This window comes from Rheinheimera nanhaiensis E407-8 (assembly GCF_000296695.1).
Taxonomy (GTDB): Bacteria; Pseudomonadota; Gammaproteobacteria; order Enterobacterales; family Alteromonadaceae; genus Alishewanella; species Alishewanella nanhaiensis.
Genome location: NZ_BAFK01000010.1, coordinates 87,724 through 103,602, shown reverse-complemented (window position 1 = coordinate 103,602; position 15,879 = coordinate 87,724). Strand labels below are relative to the sequence as shown.

Sequence of the window (15,879 nt, the reverse complement as noted above, 5' to 3'; positions counted from 1 at the left end):
ATGGATGCCTGAATCGAGCCTACATGGAAGTATTTACGGCGTGTTGGTGTGGGCAAACCGGTTACCCATACACCTTATCGGACTCTAGAGCAAAGAAACTGCTATCTGTTTCGCTAGCTGCTGATATAGCGCCGGCTCTGCCGCATAAGGCACCACCGCCAGGCAAGGCGCACTGATGCGCTGGCGCAAATCCGCAATGTTCTGCTCCAGCAATAACATATGCGGATCAATACAGTTGGCTACCCAGCCGATTAGCTGACAGCCACTGCGCTCAATTTCGCGTACCGTAAGCATGGCATGGTTTAAACAGCCCAGTTTCATACCTACCACCAACAGCACTGGCAGTTGCTGCTCTGCTACCCAATCGGCCAGATAGCGCTTAGCCGACAACGGCAATAACCAGCCACCGGCGCCTTCTATCAGCAGCTGCTCTGCTTTTAGATTTTGCCAGTGTTGCAAGGCGTCATTCAGTAGCTTTTCATCGATCGGCTGCTGTTCATTAAGCGCCGCCAAATGTGGCGCCACCGGTGCCTGATAACAGATAGGATTCACCACCTTATAGGGTAACGCGATACCGGAATGCTGCTGCAGTAGTAACGCGTCACCATTAAAACCCTTTGCGTCAGCTCCAGCCGCTATGGGCTTTACACCGATGGCAGTAACATCCAGCGCTTTGAAGCCCTGCAGCAGCATAGCACTGATATAGCTTTTACCGGCGTCGGTATCAGTAGCGGTAATAAATAGGGTTTTAGCCGGCATGTTTCACTCCGCTTAGCGTCAGCACCTGATAACTGGCCGGCAGCCCCAGCACAGTGCGATGCACCTCATAGGCCTGTGCCAGCTGCTGCCAGTAGCCTTTGCCGGTTAAGCCAGTTCGCCGGCCAGCAACCTGATTGGCCCCCAACAGCTTAAGCTCACGGGCCAGGCTTTGCACATCGGGGTAATACAGCGGGTAACGGCGCCGCTCAAACTGCCAGTTAAGGCCGCCCGCCTTTTGGCTATCCTCGGCGACCTGGCGGATACTGTCGACAGATAAAAACCGGCTAATATGCGGGTAGTTATCCAAACTGGCAAACGCCTGCGCCAGCTCAGTTAAAGTGCCATCAACCAGGGTCGTAATAACCGCAGTACCGCCAGGCTTAAGCACCCGGCTAATTTCAGCAAATACCGCCGCAGGCTTACTGCACCACTGCAGCATCAGGCTGGAAAACACGGTATCAACGCTGTTATCGGCCAGGGGCAGCTGCTGGGCATCCGCCTGCAAGTACTGTTGTGCCAGCCCCGCTTTAGCCGCTTGCGCCAGCATGCCGGCGCTAAAGTCTACTGCGGTAAAAGCGTGGCAATACTCACTAAAACGTGGGTGCAACCAGCCCGGGCCACAGCCAAGATCGAGCAAATGGCCATGCTTTGTTTTAGCAAGCCTTGCCAGTGCATCCAGCGCTACCTGCTGCTGCAAACGGGCGCCTTGCATATAGTGCGCTGATGCCGCGCTAAAGCTGTTGGCGACTTGTTGGCGAAAACGGCTGCTACTGTCTGGTTGTTGTACTACAGCACTCATACTAACTGCCTTAACTGCTGCACTAATAACTGAATATCCTGCTCGGTATGCTGCGCACTTAGCGTAATGCGCAGCCGCGCACTGCCCTTAGGCACCGTTGGCGGGCGTATTGCGCTAAGCCAGATACCGGCCTGTTTTAACTGCGCACTCATGTTAAGTGCCCTTACACTGTCGCCCAGCACCAGGCCCTGAATGGCGCTCTGTGAAGCTAACAGCGGCAAATCCGCCGCCAAAGCACGAAAGCGCGCAATATTGCTGTGTAGTTTGTCCCGCCGCCAACTTTGGCCGCGGCAAAGTAGAATGCTTTTAATGACCGCCGCACAAAGTGCCGGCGACAGCGCCGTACTGTAAATATAATGCCGGCCAAACTGGGTTAAATAGTCGATCACGGTTTTACTGCCGCCAACAAAGGCGCCGCCCAGGCCCAAGGCTTTGCCAAAATTCGCCATAGTGCAAAACAGGTCGCCACTGACAATACCCTGCGCCGCAGCGGTGCCTTTACCTTCTGGCCCGCTAACGCCTAAACCATGTGCATCGTCCAGCAAAAGCGGCGCCTGATATTGCCGGCACAGGCTTAGCATGGCGTTAAGATCCGGGCTGTCACCGTCCATACTAAACACGCCCTCAGTCACCACCAGCGGCTGGCTGGCATCATTAAGCGCAGCGAGCAAAGCCGATAAACTATTGTGCGCAAACCGCTTTAACTGTGCATCGCTGTGCAAGGCACCGTCTATCAGCGAAGCATGGCTAAGTTTGTCCAACAACAGCGTATCGCCCTTTTGTGCCAGCGTTTGTAGCATGGTTTGGTTGGCGGCAAAACCGGAGGAAAATAGCAGCACCTGCTCAAAGCCCAGCCAGTCGCACAAGGTGTCGCTAAGCTGCTGATGCACCTGATGCTGCCCGGTAACCAAAGGCGAGCCACTGCTGCCGCCACCATAAGCGGCAGCGCCTTCGGCATAGGCGTTAAGTACCTCAGGATCAGTGGCCAAACCCAGATAGTCATTGCCGGAAAAATTAAGGTAGCTATTGCCTGCTACGCGCAGCACCCGGCCGCTGTATTGTTCAAGGGTAACGCTGCGGCGTAGCAGTTGGCTGGCCTCACGTTCGGCCAGTGCCTGGCGCATTTGCGCCAGTCTAGTCTGTGTCATCGATTACTGCGCTGCATGAAATAGCGGCGGGTTGGCCTGCTCTTTTATTGCATCGGCCAGTGCCAGTTGATGCGCTTCGTCCGACACATCATGGCGCTGCTCTGGCGTAATACCCAGTTTGGCAAACAACTGCATATCGGCATCAGCCTCCGGGTTATCGGTAGTCAGCAGCTTATCGCCGTAGAAAATCGAGTTCGCGCCGGCAAAGAAACACAGCGCCTGCATTTGCTCGTTCATACGGCTACGACCAGCCGATAAGCGCACATGGCTTTTGGGCAGCATAATACGTGCCACTGCTATGGTGCGGATAAACTCGAAGGCGTCTAAGTCATCGACGTTTTCCAGTGGCGTGCCCGCTACCTTTACCAGCATGTTAATCGGCACACTCTGTGGGTGCTCGGGTAAATTGGCCAGCTGCATCAGCAGTGCTGAGCGATCATTGGCGCTCTCGCCCAAGCCTAAAATGCCGCCGCAGCATACTTTCATACCGGCATCGCGCACATGGCTTAGGGTGTCTAAGCGGTCCTGATAAGTACGGGTGGTAATAATTTCACCGTAAAACTCCGGTGAGGTATCCAGATTGTGGTTGTAGTAATCCAGGCCGGCATCGGCCAGCGTTTTCGCCTGCTCGCCATCAAGCATACCCAGCGTCATACAGGTTTCCAGCCCCATGGCTTTTACACCGCGTACCATTTCAATAATGTAGGGCATATCGCGCTGCTTCGGGTTGGTCCAGGCGGCGCCCATACAAAACCGGCTGGCGCCTTTGTCTTTGGCGGCTTTGGCCTGGGTTAGCACCTTCTCAACTTCCAACAGCCGTTCGCGTTCCAGACCGGTGTTATAGTGGCCACTTTGCGGGCAGTATTTACAGTCTTCGGCGCAGGCACCGGTTTTAATCGACAATAAGGTACTTACCTGCACTTCATTGGGTTTAAAGTGCTGACGGTGCACCGTTTGCGCCTGAAACAGCAAATCATTAAATGGCAGTGCGTACAGCGCGTTAACCTGCGCTAAGGTCCAATCATGGCGGACAACAGCCTGCATAAATATCCCTGATCAAATTGAGCTAATAAGTATTTTCGGCTAGTCTAACCGCCACTTGGGCCTTGTCAACACAGACCAGCAGCAAAACTTTACTACAGGTTAAATAATGAGCATTAATTTGACGTTTGATCGCGAGCATATCTGGCACCCCTACACTTCTATGCTAAACCCGCTGCCGGTGTATCCGGTGGTGGCGGCAGCAGGCTGTGAACTGGAGCTGGAAGACGGTCAGCGTCTGGTCGATGGCACAGCCTCCTGGTGGTCGGCCGTGCACGGCTATAACCATCCTGTGCTTAACGCTGCAGTAACCGAACAACTTGGCAAAATGGCGCATGTGATGTTTGGCGGCATTACGCATCAACCCGCGGTGCAGCTGTGTCAGCAGCTGCTTAGTATGGTGCCAAGCAAGTTAACCAAAGTATTTTTAGCCGACAGTGGCTCTATCGCGGTAGAAGTGGCGATAAAAATGGCGCTGCAATACTGGCTGGCCAGCGCTACGCCACAAAAACAAAAGCTGATTAGCCTGCGTAAGGGCTATCATGGCGATACCTTTGCCGCCATGGCGGTGTGCGATCCGGTTGATGGCATGCACGATATGTTTGCCAGCCTGTTACCCCAGCACTACTTTTTACCGGCGCCACTAAGCCGCTTTGACGGTGAGTTTTTGCCGGAGGATATCGCCCCGCTGCAGCAACTGTTGGCAGAAAAACACGATGAAATTGCCGCGCTTATTTTAGAGCCAATAGTGCAAGGCTATGGCGGTATGCGCTTTTATCATCCTGAGTATTTGCGCCGCGCCCGTGCGTTGTGCGATAAGTACCAGGTACTGCTGATAGCCGATGAAATTGCCACCGGCTTTGGCCGCAGCGGCAAACTGTTTGCCTGTGAACATGCCAATATAGCACCCGATATCATGTGCGTGGGTAAAGCGCTAAGCGGCGGCTATATAACCCTGGCTGCTACCTTGTGCAGCGATGAAATCGCCCGTGGCATCAGTCAAAGCGCCGCCGGCGGCCTAATGCACGGCCCGACCTTTATGGCTAACCCACTGGCCTGCGCCGTGGCCAGTGCCAGTTTAAGTCTTATCGCCCAGGGCGACTGGCAACAGCAGGTAGCGGCGATAGAACGCCAGTTAAAGGCTGAGCTTGCGCCCTGTGTCCAATCACCGCTGGTAAAAGATGTACGGGTGTTAGGCGCTATTGGCGTGCTGGAGATGCATGACAAGGTGAATGTCGCCGCCTTGCAGCAGCAGTTTGTCGAGCTTGGCGTATGGATCCGCCCCTTTAATAACCTGATTTACGTGATGCCGCCTTTTATTATCAGCCCGGCACAGTTAACTAAGCTCAGCTTTGCCATGCGTGCGGTCGTTGGCGTTTAAACATACCAGAACAAATACAGCAACAGGCTTAAACAGCTTAATAGCAAAAGCACAATATTAAAGTGCAGATGGTCTGTACGCCGGCGCAGCCGCAGCCGGTTTAACAGTAAACTTAAGCCACTGCTAATGGCCGAGGCCAGTAAAAAATATTGCAGGCACAAGGTTAACATAGGGTGCCATTCGCTACGAATTTCAATGCCCCAATAACGCACCAGACCGGTGTCCATCTCTGGCCTGGCGTAATGGGCAATAATCATCGCCAGCAAGAACAATAACCAGCCGCTAATGGCCAGCCAGCCAAAGGCGCGGCAGATCCAATCCGGCCCCTGACGCCGTTCAAACTTTTCGGCTTTTCTGCTGCTGTCAGTCAATTTTTTTACCCGGCTAAGTTTTACTTGTGTTGTGCGTTAGCCGCAGTATCATTACAGGCTTTACGCAGTTGTCTAAAGTTTACACCCTCTGGAGTTTGTTGCATGACGCACGCCGTTATTAAAGATGTATTAGCAGGTCGCTATGCCGTTGGTGACACTGTCACCGTTAAAGGCTGGATCCGCACCCGCCGCGATTCAAAAGCCGGCATTTCCTTTTTAGCTATTCATGATGGCAGCTGCTTTGACGCTGTGCAGGCCGTAGCGCCGGCAGAGCTGAATAATTACGAGTCTGAAGTAAAGCGTTTAACCACCTCCTGCTCGGTGGCCGTAACCGGCACTATCGCACGCTCTGAAGGCCAGGGCCAGGCGTTTGAGTTGCAAGCCACCAGCGTAGAGGTATTGGGTTGGGTAGAAAACCCGGACACCTACCCTATGGCCCCCAAGCGCCACAGTATGGAGTACCTGCGTGAACACGCCCACCTGCGCCCGCGCACCAACATTATGGGCGCTGTTACCCGGGTGCGCCACTGTTTAGCCCAGGCGGTACACCGCTTTTTCCACGAGCAGGGTTATTACTGGATCAGCACGCCTATTATTACCGGCTCCGATGCTGAAGGCGCCGGCGAGATGTTCCGCGTTAGCACATTGGACATGGAAAACCTGCCGCGCACTGACAAAGGCAAAGTGGATTACAGCCAGGATTTCTTCGGTAAAGAAACCTTTTTAACCGTATCCGGCCAGTTAAACGGCGAAACCTACGCCTGTGCCATGTCAAAAATTTACACCTTTGGCCCAACCTTCCGCGCAGAAAACTCTAACACCAGCCGCCACTTGGCCGAGTTTTGGATGATAGAGCCGGAAGTGGCCTTTGCTGAACTTAAAGACATCGCCCAGCTGGCTGAAGATATGCTGAAATACGTCTGTAAAGCGGTATTAACCGAGCGCGCTGACGATATGGCGTTTTTCGCCGAGCGTATCGACCCCACCGCCGTTACCCGTTTACAGCAACTGGTCGATTCCAGCTTTGTGCGGATGGACTACACCGACGCTATTGAAATTCTGAAAACCTGCGGTAAAAAGTTTGAATACCCGGTGGAATGGGGTGTCGATTTACAGTCTGAGCACGAACGCTACCTGGCTGAAGAGCATGTGGGCGCGCCTATCATTATGCAAAACTACCCGAAAGACATTAAAGCCTTTTACATGCGCTTAAATGACGATGGTAAAACGGTAGCAGCCATGGACGTATTAGCCCCCGGCATAGGTGAAATTATCGGCGGCAGCCAGCGCGAAGAGCGCTTAGAGGCTTTTGATAAACGCCTGGACGAAATGGGCCTGGATAAAGAAGCTTATGGCTGGTACCGCGACCTGCGCCGTTACGGCACAGTGCCGCACGCCGGTTTTGGCTTAGGTTTCGAGCGTTTGGTGTCGTACGTTACCGGTATTGGTAATATCCGCGATGTAATCGCCTTCCCACGCACACCGGGTAATGCTGAGTTCTAAATAGCTTGCTCTAATAGCATTAACTGCAGAAAAGGCGCTTTAATCAGCGCCTTTTTTATTTGATTCAAAGCAACTTAAAGATAAGAAAAATACTCCGCTGGCTCGGGCGTGTGGCGTTTAGCTGGTTCGCCGCTTGGTGTGCCCAGGTATAAAAAGCCGACAATTTCGTCGTCTTCACCCAGCTCCAGCGCTTGTTTAACAAAATCTAACTGGGCATAGGCGCCGGTGCGCCAGATGCCGCCAAAACCCTGAGCAAAAGCGGCTTGCTGCATGGCTAATATGGCGCAGGCGGCAGAGTGTTGCTGTTCAATTAACGGCACTTTGGCATGCTCTACCGCCTTGGCGATACAGACAATCACCATAGGCGCACGCAGTGGCAGCTGCCGGGCGCGCTCTAGCAGCTCGTTGGAAATGGCCGGATCGTCCTCTACGGCCGCTTCGGCAAAAATATCACCCAGGCGACACAGCGCCTGACGACCTTCGGCGATAATAAAACGCCAGGGGCGTAAATTGCCGTGGTCCGGCACCTGCAGCGCGGCGCGCTTAATGTTGTCCAGCGCTTCGCCTGCCGGGGCGGGTTCGGTTAAACGGGCTGACGAATAACGGCTGTGAAGTAAAGTTAATGCATCCATAAAAAACCCCGATGGTGGTAGCTGCGCGCAGCCTAGCAAATTAACAGTAATCTTTACATCAGATTATGGCAAGGTAACGCGCGCCTGCCGCCCTTTCAACCAATTTGCGGCTTTTTAATGCGCGTTTTGCCAAAGCGCCTGCTGGTACAGCGCCAGATACTGGCTGGCAGCGGCTTGCCAGCTGAAGTTTTGTACCATGCCATTTTGCTGCACCCGCCGGTAGCTATCGGCTTTGCTGTACAGCAACTCAGCCTGGTTAAGCGCAGCTAAGGTGGCGGCAATATCCGGCTCGGTAAAGCCAATGCCGGTAGCACCCCGCCCCGGCCAGGGTTTTACCGTGTCTTTTAAGCCGCCGGTAAGGCGCACTAGCGGCACAGTGCCGTAACGTAAACTGTAAAGCTGGTTTAACCCGCAGGGCTCAAACAAAGAGGGCATTAAAAAGAAGTCGCCGGCGGCTTCAAGCTGATGCGCCATGGCATCGCTAAAGCCCTCAACAAAACGGCACTGCTGTGGATACTGCTGTGCCAGTTGCTGCAACGCCGTGACATAACGCTGCTCGCCGGTGCCCATAATAATGACCTGCGCCGCAGAATGCGCCAAAAAGCGGCTCAGTGCCGGCACCAGATAGTCATAGCCTTTTTGCCCGGTTAAACGGCTTACGCCAACAAAAAGCGGTGCTTTACTTGCACCAAGCCCCAGCTCTTCACGTATGGTTTGCTGGCAGACACGCTTGCCACTGAGCTTCGAAGCGCTATAGTTCGCCGCTAAATGCGTATCGCTGGACGGGTCCCACAGCTGGTAATCACAGCCGTTTAAAATACCGGCAAAATCCGCTGCGCGCTGCTGGTACAAAGCGCTTAAGCCGCTTGCCATCGGCTCTTGCATCAGCTCGTCACGGTAGCCCTGGCTTACGGTATTAATTTTGTCGGCATAACTAAGGGCGGTGGCCAAAAAATTAAGCTCATCGCTTCGCGCGGGTTCAATGGCCAGCTCGCTTCGCCAATGCGCCGCGCAGCGCTCCTGATAAGCGCCATTATGAATACTAAACACAAAAGGCACCGCCGCCAGCGCTGATTGGTTAAAATGCTGCTTTAAATAGTAGGCCGCCGCCGCACTTTGCCAGTCGTGACCGTGAATCACATCAACCGGCTTGTCGCTTTGCAGCAGCCACTGTAGCGCCGCTTTGCAAAAAAACGCAAAGCGCAGCGGGTTATCGGTGTAGCCATGCTCGCCATCGTCATAGGGCCGTTCACGTTTGAAAAAATCATCGTGCTCAACCAGGGCGATATTGACACCACCCTGCTCAACTTCATGCACCGCGCAGCCAAACTGGCGGCCGGCCAGATCGGTATAGACACTGCTAAAAACGCCGCTACGCAGCGCATACAGCGGCTGGTAACAGGGCAGTATTACCGTAACCTGATGGCCTTGTGCCAGTAACGCCTGCGCCAAACCACGGCAAGCATCGGCCAGGCCGCCGGTTTTTATTAAGCCCTCGTATTCGCTGCAAATAAAGACTATATGCACTACCCTAACCTTTTACTTATCAATCTTTTAGCTATCAACATCATTCGTCAAAACCAATTTTGGCGCCCTTGGGGATCACGACCACACCGCTGGCAGAGACATGAAAACGCTGCTTATCTAACACCGGATCTTCGCCTATTACGGTGCCGGGGGCAATTTTAACGTCTTTGTCGATAATGGCACGGCGGATGCGACAACCACGACCAATGTCGTTATTGCCCATCAGCACGCATTTTTCAATGTAGCTGTGGCTGTGTACATGCACGTTAAAACCCAGGATAGACTGATATACGATGGCGCCGCTGACAATACAGCCCGACGCCACCATAGAACTAATGGCCTGACCGGTGCGGTTAGTTTCGTCGTGTACAAACTTGGCCGGCGGTACCGGCGGAGTATAACCGCGTAGCGGCCAGTAGCGGTTATACAAGTCAAACGGCGGCTCTACCGCTATCAGATCCATATTAGCCTGATAGTACGAATCTAAGGTGCCCACATCACGCCAGTAACCGGCACTGCGCTCGTTTTCACCGCGAATGGTATTGGAGGAAAAATCGTACACGTACACATCGCCCGACGGATACAGTGCCGGAATAATGTTATGGCCAAAATCGTGTTTGGAATCAACTTGTTTCGCATCTTCTTCCAGTACATCAACCAGGGTTTTGGCTTCAAAAATATAATTGCCCATCGACGCCAGCACATAATCTGGCCGGCCGGGAATGGTTTTCGGGTTACTTTTCGGTTTTTCTTCAAAGCCAATCATTTTACCGTGCGCATCGACCTCAATAACACCAAACTCATGCGCCTGCTCTACTGGCACCGGTATCGCCGCCACCGTTAAACGGGCATTATTTTGCCGGTGGTAGTTCAGCATGTCCCGTACATCCATTTTATAGATGTGGTCGCCGCCAAACACACAAACATGCTCCGGGTCCAGGCCATGAATTAAATGCAGGTTCTGGTAAATGGCATCGGCCGTGCCTAAATACCAGTGTTTACCGGTTTGCATTTGCGCCGGTATAGGGTCAATAAAGCGGTTGGTTAAGCCCGACACCCGCCAGGCGCGGCTTAGGTGTTTCATCAGCGAGTGTGATTTAAACTGGGTAATAACAAAGATTTGCAGTAAATCCGAGTTCACAAAGTTGTTTAACACAAAATCAATAATGCGATAGTTACCGCCGAAAGGTACCGCAGGTTTAGCCCTGATGCCGGTCAGCGGCGCTAAACGGGTACCTTCACCACCTGCCAGTATCATGGTTAATACACCGGACATATATAACTCCCTGTTGGCTTTGATAATTACACTGATATGAATGAATTGGGTGCAAAGCTGATACCAGAATAGCAGCCTTTGGCAGTAAATACCTGAATAGCGGCTAATTTATGTGCTGGCAAGGCAACAGCTTAGGTGGCGGATATGGCAATGGCATGACGCAGAAATGACAAAGGCACCAACATGGTGCCTTTGCGTAGGGAATGCGCCAAAATGGCGCCCGGCTTTGGTGCAAACCACTTAGTGCGCGCTAAATAGCCGCTGCCAGCTCAGCACCCTGGCGAATGGCCCGCTTGGCATCCAGCTCTGCGGCGACATCGGCGCCACCAATTAAGTGCGTTTTAATGCCCTGCTCCGTCAGGCCGGCCTGCAGCTCGCGCAGTGGCTCCTGCCCGGCACAGATAATCACATTATCCACATTCAGACAGCGCTCTTCACCGCCAATTTCTACCCAAAGGCCGTTATCGTCGACTTTTAGGTAGTTCACGCCGGCAATCATCTCGACGCCCTTTTTCTTCAGCGACGCACGGTGGATCCAGCCGGTAGTTTTACCTAAGCCGGCGCCCACTTTGCTGGTTTTACGTTGCAGCAAATACACCTTACGCTCAGCCGGAGGCGTTACCTCGTCCGGCAATAAAGCACCACGCGCCTGATACTGCTTGTCGATACCCCAATCTTTCAGCCAGGCATCGGGTTGCAGTGTTAGCGAGTGCGGCTCAGTTAAATATTCCGCCACGTCAAAACCGATGCCGCCGGCACCGATAATGGCTACATGCTTACCCACGGCTTTATGATCGCGCAGTACATCCAAATAACTCAGCACCTTTGGATGCTCACTGCCCGTCAGACCAATATCACGCGGCACTATACCGCTGGCCAGCACTACCTCATCAAAACCGCCAGCCGTTAACGACCCGACCGTTTGCGGCGAGTTTAAATGCAGCTTCACTGCGTGTAATTCCAGCATGCGGCCAAAATAGCGCAGGGTTTCATGAAACTCTTCTTTACCGGGAATTTGCTTGGCGTAATTAAACTGGCCGCCAATCTGGTGCGACTTATCAAATAAATGCACTTCATGGCCACGCTGCGCCGCATACACACTAAACGCCAGGCCAGCTGGACCAGCACCAACCACGGCAATTTTTTTGCGGCTGGCCGCCGGCGTAAAGTTAAGCTCGGTTTCATAACAGGCGCGCGGATTAACCAGACAGCTGGCGCGCTTGTTTTGAAACACATGATCCAGACAGGCCTGATTACAGGCAATACAGGTATTAATTTCATCGGCTTTGTTGGCCGCTGCTTTATTAACAAAGTCGGCATCGGCCAAAAATGGCCGCGCCATACACACCATATCGGCCTGGCCGTTGGCGATAATATCTTCCGCCACCTGCGGGTCATTAATGCGGTTGGTCGCCACTACCGGTATGGTCACTTCCTGCTTTATACGCGCCGTGATCCAGCTAAAAGCGGCGCGTGGCACCATGGTACCAATGGTAGGCACCCGGGCTTCGTGCCAGCCGATACCGGTATTGATAAGCGTGGCTCCAGCGCTACTGATGCCTTTGGCCAGTGCGACTACTTCATCGTAACTGTTGCCATCTTCGACCAGATCCAGCATCGACAGCCGGTAGACAATAATAAAGTCTTCACCGCAGGCCTCGCGTACTGCTTTTACGGTTTCCAGCGCGAAGCGGCTACGGTTATCAAAACTGCCGCCCCATTCATCGGTGCGCTGATTGGTGCGGGCACAAATAAACTGGTTAATTAAATACCCCTCAGAGCCCATTACTTCCACACCGTCATAACCGGCTTTTTTCGCCAGCTTAGCGGCGTGGGCAAAATCTTTAATGGTACTGCGTACCTGACGGACGCTCATTTGTGCGGGTTTAAACGGCGTTATCGGCGACTGAATTTTACTGGGCGCCACACTAAATGGGTGGTAACCATACCGGCCAGCGTGCAGCAGTTGTAAGCAAATCTTCGCGCCGTGCTGGTGCACCGCTTGCGTTACCTGCTTATGTTTGCCTACCTGCCACCAAAAGCTTAACTGGCTGCCGAAAGGCACCAAGTTGCCGCGAAAGTTCGGGCTGATGCCGCCGGTGATAATAAGGCCGACGCCCCCTTTAGCGCGCTCGGCATAAAAGGCCGCTAATTTGGCAAAGCCTTGTTTCTCTTCTTCCAGGCCCGTGTGCATCGAGCCCATAATGACGCGGTTTTTCAGCTGGGTGAACCCCAGATCCAGTGGTTGTAATAGTTTTTGGTATGCCACTTTTGCCTCTCTGGTCGTACCTGTTGTTTGCTGCAGACTTTAGCCGCTTTGCCAAACGATAGCAAGCAAAGGCGCAAGCCCCTGTATTAGTGGGTGGGCTAAGCGGGTAAAGTGTTACACATTTACTTACAAATTCCATTTAGTCTTTGACAGCAAATTGTTTAGCATAACCCTAAGTAAAAATAGTTTGTTAATACAGGACGCTTCCATGACCGAAAAAAAATCTGGCCCTATCCGCCGGTTATTCAGCGCGATAGCACGTATATACCGTGGCTTTCGCTCGCTTATTCTTAACCTGCTGTTTATTTTCGTGGTAGGTGTCATTATCACTTCTATCTTCAGCGGCGATGATAAGGTAAAAGTGCCGCCGACGGCCGCCCTGGTGCTGAACCTGACTGGCGATCTGGTAGAAGAAAAGCGCTGGACAGATCCTATTGCTACCGCTATTAACGAAAGCCTGGGCGCCGAAGAAGAAGCACCCGAAGTGCTGGTATCAGATGTGGTCACCGTGATTAGCAAAGCTACGACCGACAACCGTATTCAGGCCATGGTACTGGACTTATCTATGCTGGGCCGTGGCTCACTGGACAAATTACAGCGTATTGGTGATGCCATTACCGGCTTTAAAGCCGCCGGCAAAAAAGTGTTTGCCTATGGTGGTTTTTATGGCCAAAACCAGTATTTCCTGGCCAGCTATGCTGATGAAATCAGCTTAACGCCAATGGGCGCTGTGCTGCTGGAAGGCTATGGCAGCTACCCGATGTATTACAAAAACGCCTTGGAAAAGCTGAAAATTAACACCCATGTGTTCCGCGTTGGTACTTATAAGTCTGCCGTAGAGCCGTTTTTACGTAACGACATGTCGCCTGAGGCCAAAGAGGCTAACAGCGCCTGGTTAACCGAGCTGTGGGGCGATTACAAAGCCCAGGTAGCCGAGCGTCGTGGTTTTGCCGTCGATAACTTTGATGAGACCTTTGCCGCCCTGCTGGAAAAACTGCAAGCCGCTGAAGGCGATTTAAGCCAGTATTCGGTGAATGCCGGCCTGGTCGATGCCATTAAAACCCGTGAAGCCTTTCGCCGCGATTTAATTGCTATCGTCGGTGAAGATGACGAGCATACCTATAACCATGTTACCTTTGCAGACTACGCTAAGCTGGTTATTCCCGCTAAGCAGTTTGATAACCCGGTTACCGACAAAGTAGGTGTGATTGTTGCCCGTGGGGTTATTGTCGATGGCACCGCCAAAGCCGGCACCATAGGCGGTGATTCTACTGCGGCCCTGCTGCGTAAAGCACGCCATGACGATAAAATTAAAGCCGTTGTGCTACGGATCGACAGCCCTGGCGGCAGTGCTTATGCCTCAGAAGTGATTGGCCAGGAAATTCGCTTACTGCGTGAAGCGGGTAAACCTGTTATTGCCTCTATGGGTGCGGTGGCTGCGTCAGGCGGTTACTGGATTGCCGCACCGGCCAATGAGATTTGGGCAGCCCCTACTACTATCACCGGCTCTATCGGTATCTTTGGCCTGTTGCACACCGCAGAAGACGCCTTTGCCACGCTGGGCCTAAATGTCGATGGCGTTGGCACTACTGAGCTTGCCGGTTTCTCGGCCGGTTTACCGCTGTTTAAAGGCCTGGACAAGAACGCCAAAGACCTGTTCCAGCTGTTAATTGAGCGTGGCTATACCGAGTTTTTAACTCTGGTGGGTGAAAACCGTAATATGTCAAACGCCGACGTAGACAAGGTAGCTCAGGGCCGGGTGTGGACCGGTCGTAAGGCGTTAGAGCTTGGCCTGGTCGATAAACTGGGTACGCTGGATGATGCGGTAAAAGCCGCTGCCGACAAAGCCGGTTTAACCCTGTATGACGTCAAAGTGGTGCAGCAGGAGCTGTCGCCAACGGAGCAGATGATTAAAGATCTGTTAGGTGAAGCCAAAGCCCAGGGCTGGTTACCGCAACCTGGCATTAGCGCCGAGCAAAAACTGCTGCAACAGCTGAGCAAACAGTTAAAACAAGACTTTGTGCTGTTAAACCAGTTTAATGATCCAAATGGCGTTTACTCATACTGCGTCAGCTGCAGCATCAACTGACAGTGACGCTAAAACACTCTACAATGCCCGGCTAACACCGGGCATTTTTTTAGGTTAAGTTTCAATGAGCAGAAAACGCATTTATGTCGCCTACACCGGCGGTACCATAGGTATGCAGCACTCGCCGCAGGGCTATGTGCCGGTGCCGGGTTTTTTAACCGATACGGTAAAACGGATGCCGGAATTTTACCGCGCGGAAATGCCGGAATTTGATATTCACGAATACCACCCGGTAATTGACTCATCCGATATGACACCCGAGCACTGGCGCCATATCGCCGAAGATATTCAGCAGCAATACGACAACTACGACGGTTTTGTTGTGCTGCATGGCACCGATACTATGGCCTACACGGCCTCAGCGCTGTCGTTTATGCTGGAGAACCTGCAAAAGCCGGTGATTATTACCGGCTCGCAAATACCATTGGCGCAGCTGCGCTCAGACGGTCAGGTTAACCTGTTAAACGCACTCTATCTGGCCGCCAACTACCCTATTGCCGAAGTAGCGCTGTTCTTTAACAACCAGTTGTTTCGCGGTAACCGCGCCACCAAGGCCGATGCCAGCGGCTTTAACGCCTTTGCCTCACCCAATTTCCCGCCGCTGATTGAGGCCGGTATTCATATTAATTTAGTGGCCGGCAAATTAAGCCAAACCAGGCTTGCCGCCCCGCTTACGCTTGCGAAAGTTATTCCACAGCCAATCAGCGTGGTTACCTTGTACCCGGGCATTAGCACTGATGTGATTAAAAATATGACCACAGCACCGGTAAGGGCGCTGATCATTAAATCTTTTGGTGTCGGCAATGCGCCGCAGCGGCCAGAGCTGTTGCAGATCTTGCGCGAAGCCAGCCAAAACGGCCTGATCATCGTTAACTGTACCCAATGCTTTAAAGGCAAAGTAAATATGCAGGGCTATGCCACCGGCAATGCGTTAGCGCAGGCCGGCGTGATAAGCGGCTATGATATGACATTGGAAGCGGCGTTAACCAAGCTGCATTATCTGCTAAGTAAAGACTTAACCAGCGATGACATTCGCCGGCAAATGCAGCAAAACCTGCGCGGCGAACTGACCGCGGACTAAGCC

13 protein-coding genes are annotated in these 15,879 nt (G+C 52.8%); 4 read left to right on the top strand and 9 right to left on the bottom strand.

Annotated elements, in window-relative coordinates; genetic code table 11:
* Positions 1-84 precede the first annotated feature (84 nt).
* The 4 genes from bioD to bioB are packed head-to-tail and all read right to left on the bottom strand — an operon-like array spanning position 85 to position 3,750.
* Complete coding sequence (gene bioD / locus RNAN_RS10125; RefSeq protein ID WP_008221413.1) at positions 85-759, bottom strand: dethiobiotin synthase; 675 nt, start codon at positions 757-759, stop codon at positions 85-87.
* Entirely contained in the window at positions 749-1,558 is an 810-nt protein-coding gene (bioC, locus tag RNAN_RS10120) for a malonyl-ACP O-methyltransferase BioC (RefSeq protein WP_008221411.1), read from the bottom strand. The genes bioD and bioC overlap by 11 nt, the downstream gene beginning before the upstream one ends.
* Positions 1,555-2,706 carry an aminotransferase class I/II-fold pyridoxal phosphate-dependent enzyme gene (locus tag RNAN_RS10115; RefSeq protein WP_040551979.1) on the bottom strand — a complete coding sequence of 384 codons (1,152 nt, stop codon included), beginning with the start codon at positions 2,704-2,706 and terminating at the stop codon, positions 1,555-1,557. The genes bioC and RNAN_RS10115 overlap by 4 nt, the downstream gene beginning before the upstream one ends.
* A gap of 3 nt (positions 2,707-2,709) precedes the next feature.
* Positions 2,710-3,750, bottom strand: a complete 1,041-nt coding sequence (gene bioB, locus RNAN_RS10110) for a biotin synthase BioB (protein ID WP_008221407.1) — start codon at positions 3,748-3,750, stop codon at positions 2,710-2,712.
* A gap of 106 nt (positions 3,751-3,856) precedes the next feature.
* Here bioB and bioA point away from each other — a divergent pair, with 106 nt between their 5' ends.
* Positions 3,857-5,128: an adenosylmethionine--8-amino-7-oxononanoate transaminase gene (gene bioA, locus RNAN_RS10105; protein WP_008221405.1), complete on the top strand. Its 1,272-nt coding sequence runs from the start codon at positions 3,857-3,859 to the stop codon at positions 5,126-5,128.
* Here the strand turns inward: bioA and RNAN_RS10100 are convergent.
* Positions 5,125-5,499, bottom strand: a complete 375-nt coding sequence (locus tag RNAN_RS10100; RefSeq protein ID WP_008221403.1) for a hypothetical protein — start codon at positions 5,497-5,499, stop codon at positions 5,125-5,127. The genes bioA and RNAN_RS10100 overlap by 4 nt on opposite strands.
* 102 nt (positions 5,500-5,601) lie before the next feature.
* Here RNAN_RS10100 and asnS point away from each other — a divergent pair, with 102 nt between their 5' ends.
* Positions 5,602-7,002: an asparagine--tRNA ligase gene (gene asnS / locus RNAN_RS10095; protein ID WP_008221402.1), complete on the top strand. Its 1,401-nt coding sequence runs from the start codon at positions 5,602-5,604 to the stop codon at positions 7,000-7,002.
* A 74-nt stretch (positions 7,003-7,076) separates the two neighbouring features.
* Here asnS and RNAN_RS10090 read toward each other — a convergent pair whose 3' ends face one another.
* From RNAN_RS10090 to RNAN_RS10075, 4 genes are all read right to left on the bottom strand, one after another.
* Positions 7,077-7,634, bottom strand: coding sequence for an NAD(P)H nitroreductase (locus tag RNAN_RS10090; RefSeq protein ID WP_008221400.1), 558 nt, complete (start codon positions 7,632-7,634; stop codon positions 7,077-7,079).
* 114 nt (positions 7,635-7,748) lie between these two features.
* Positions 7,749-9,161: a glycogen synthase gene (locus RNAN_RS10085; protein WP_008221399.1), complete on the bottom strand. Its 1,413-nt coding sequence runs from the start codon at positions 9,159-9,161 to the stop codon at positions 7,749-7,751.
* A gap of 40 nt (positions 9,162-9,201) precedes the next feature.
* A complete protein-coding gene (gene glgC / locus RNAN_RS10080) occupies positions 9,202-10,437 on the bottom strand; it encodes a glucose-1-phosphate adenylyltransferase (protein ID WP_008221398.1) in 1,236 nt (411 codons plus the stop codon).
* Positions 10,438-10,687: 250 nt separating this feature from the next.
* Positions 10,688-12,706 (bottom strand): NADPH-dependent 2,4-dienoyl-CoA reductase, encoded by a 2,019-nt coding sequence (locus RNAN_RS10075; protein ID WP_008221397.1) that lies wholly within the window; start codon positions 12,704-12,706, stop codon positions 10,688-10,690.
* A gap of 208 nt (positions 12,707-12,914) precedes the next feature.
* On the opposite strand from RNAN_RS10075, the gene sppA reads away from it, so the two are divergent.
* Together sppA and ansA are read left to right on the top strand one after the other, a co-directional pair.
* Positions 12,915-14,795, top strand: a complete 1,881-nt coding sequence (gene sppA / locus RNAN_RS10070) for a signal peptide peptidase SppA (RefSeq protein ID WP_008221396.1) — start codon at positions 12,915-12,917, stop codon at positions 14,793-14,795.
* Positions 14,796-14,859: 64 nt separating this feature from the next.
* Entirely contained in the window at positions 14,860-15,876 is a 1,017-nt protein-coding gene (gene ansA / locus RNAN_RS10065) for an asparaginase (RefSeq protein ID WP_008221395.1), read from the top strand.
* Positions 15,877-15,879 lie beyond the last annotated feature (3 nt).

Coding starts and splice junctions, on each gene's coding strand:
- glgC (WP_008221398.1), bottom strand. CDS start 10,437: ATGTCCGGTGTATTAACCATGATACTGGCAGGTGGTGAAGGTACCCGT.
- bioB (WP_008221407.1), bottom strand. CDS start 3,750: ATGCAGGCTGTTGTCCGCCATGATTGGACCTTAGCGCAGGTTAACGCG.
- bioC (WP_008221411.1), bottom strand. CDS start 1,558: ATGAGTGCTGTAGTACAACAACCAGACAGTAGCAGCCGTTTTCGCCAA.
- asnS (WP_008221402.1), top strand. CDS start 5,602: ATGACGCACGCCGTTATTAAAGATGTATTAGCAGGTCGCTATGCCGTT.
- bioD (WP_008221413.1), bottom strand. CDS start 759: ATGCCGGCTAAAACCCTATTTATTACCGCTACTGATACCGACGCCGGT.
- sppA (WP_008221396.1), top strand. CDS start 12,915: ATGACCGAAAAAAAATCTGGCCCTATCCGCCGGTTATTCAGCGCGATA.
- ansA (WP_008221395.1), top strand. CDS start 14,860: ATGAGCAGAAAACGCATTTATGTCGCCTACACCGGCGGTACCATAGGT.
- RNAN_RS10115 (WP_040551979.1), bottom strand. CDS start 2,706: ATGACACAGACTAGACTGGCGCAAATGCGCCAGGCACTGGCCGAACGT.
- bioA (WP_008221405.1), top strand. CDS start 3,857: ATGAGCATTAATTTGACGTTTGATCGCGAGCATATCTGGCACCCCTAC.
- RNAN_RS10090 (WP_008221400.1), bottom strand. CDS start 7,634: ATGGATGCATTAACTTTACTTCACAGCCGTTATTCGTCAGCCCGTTTA.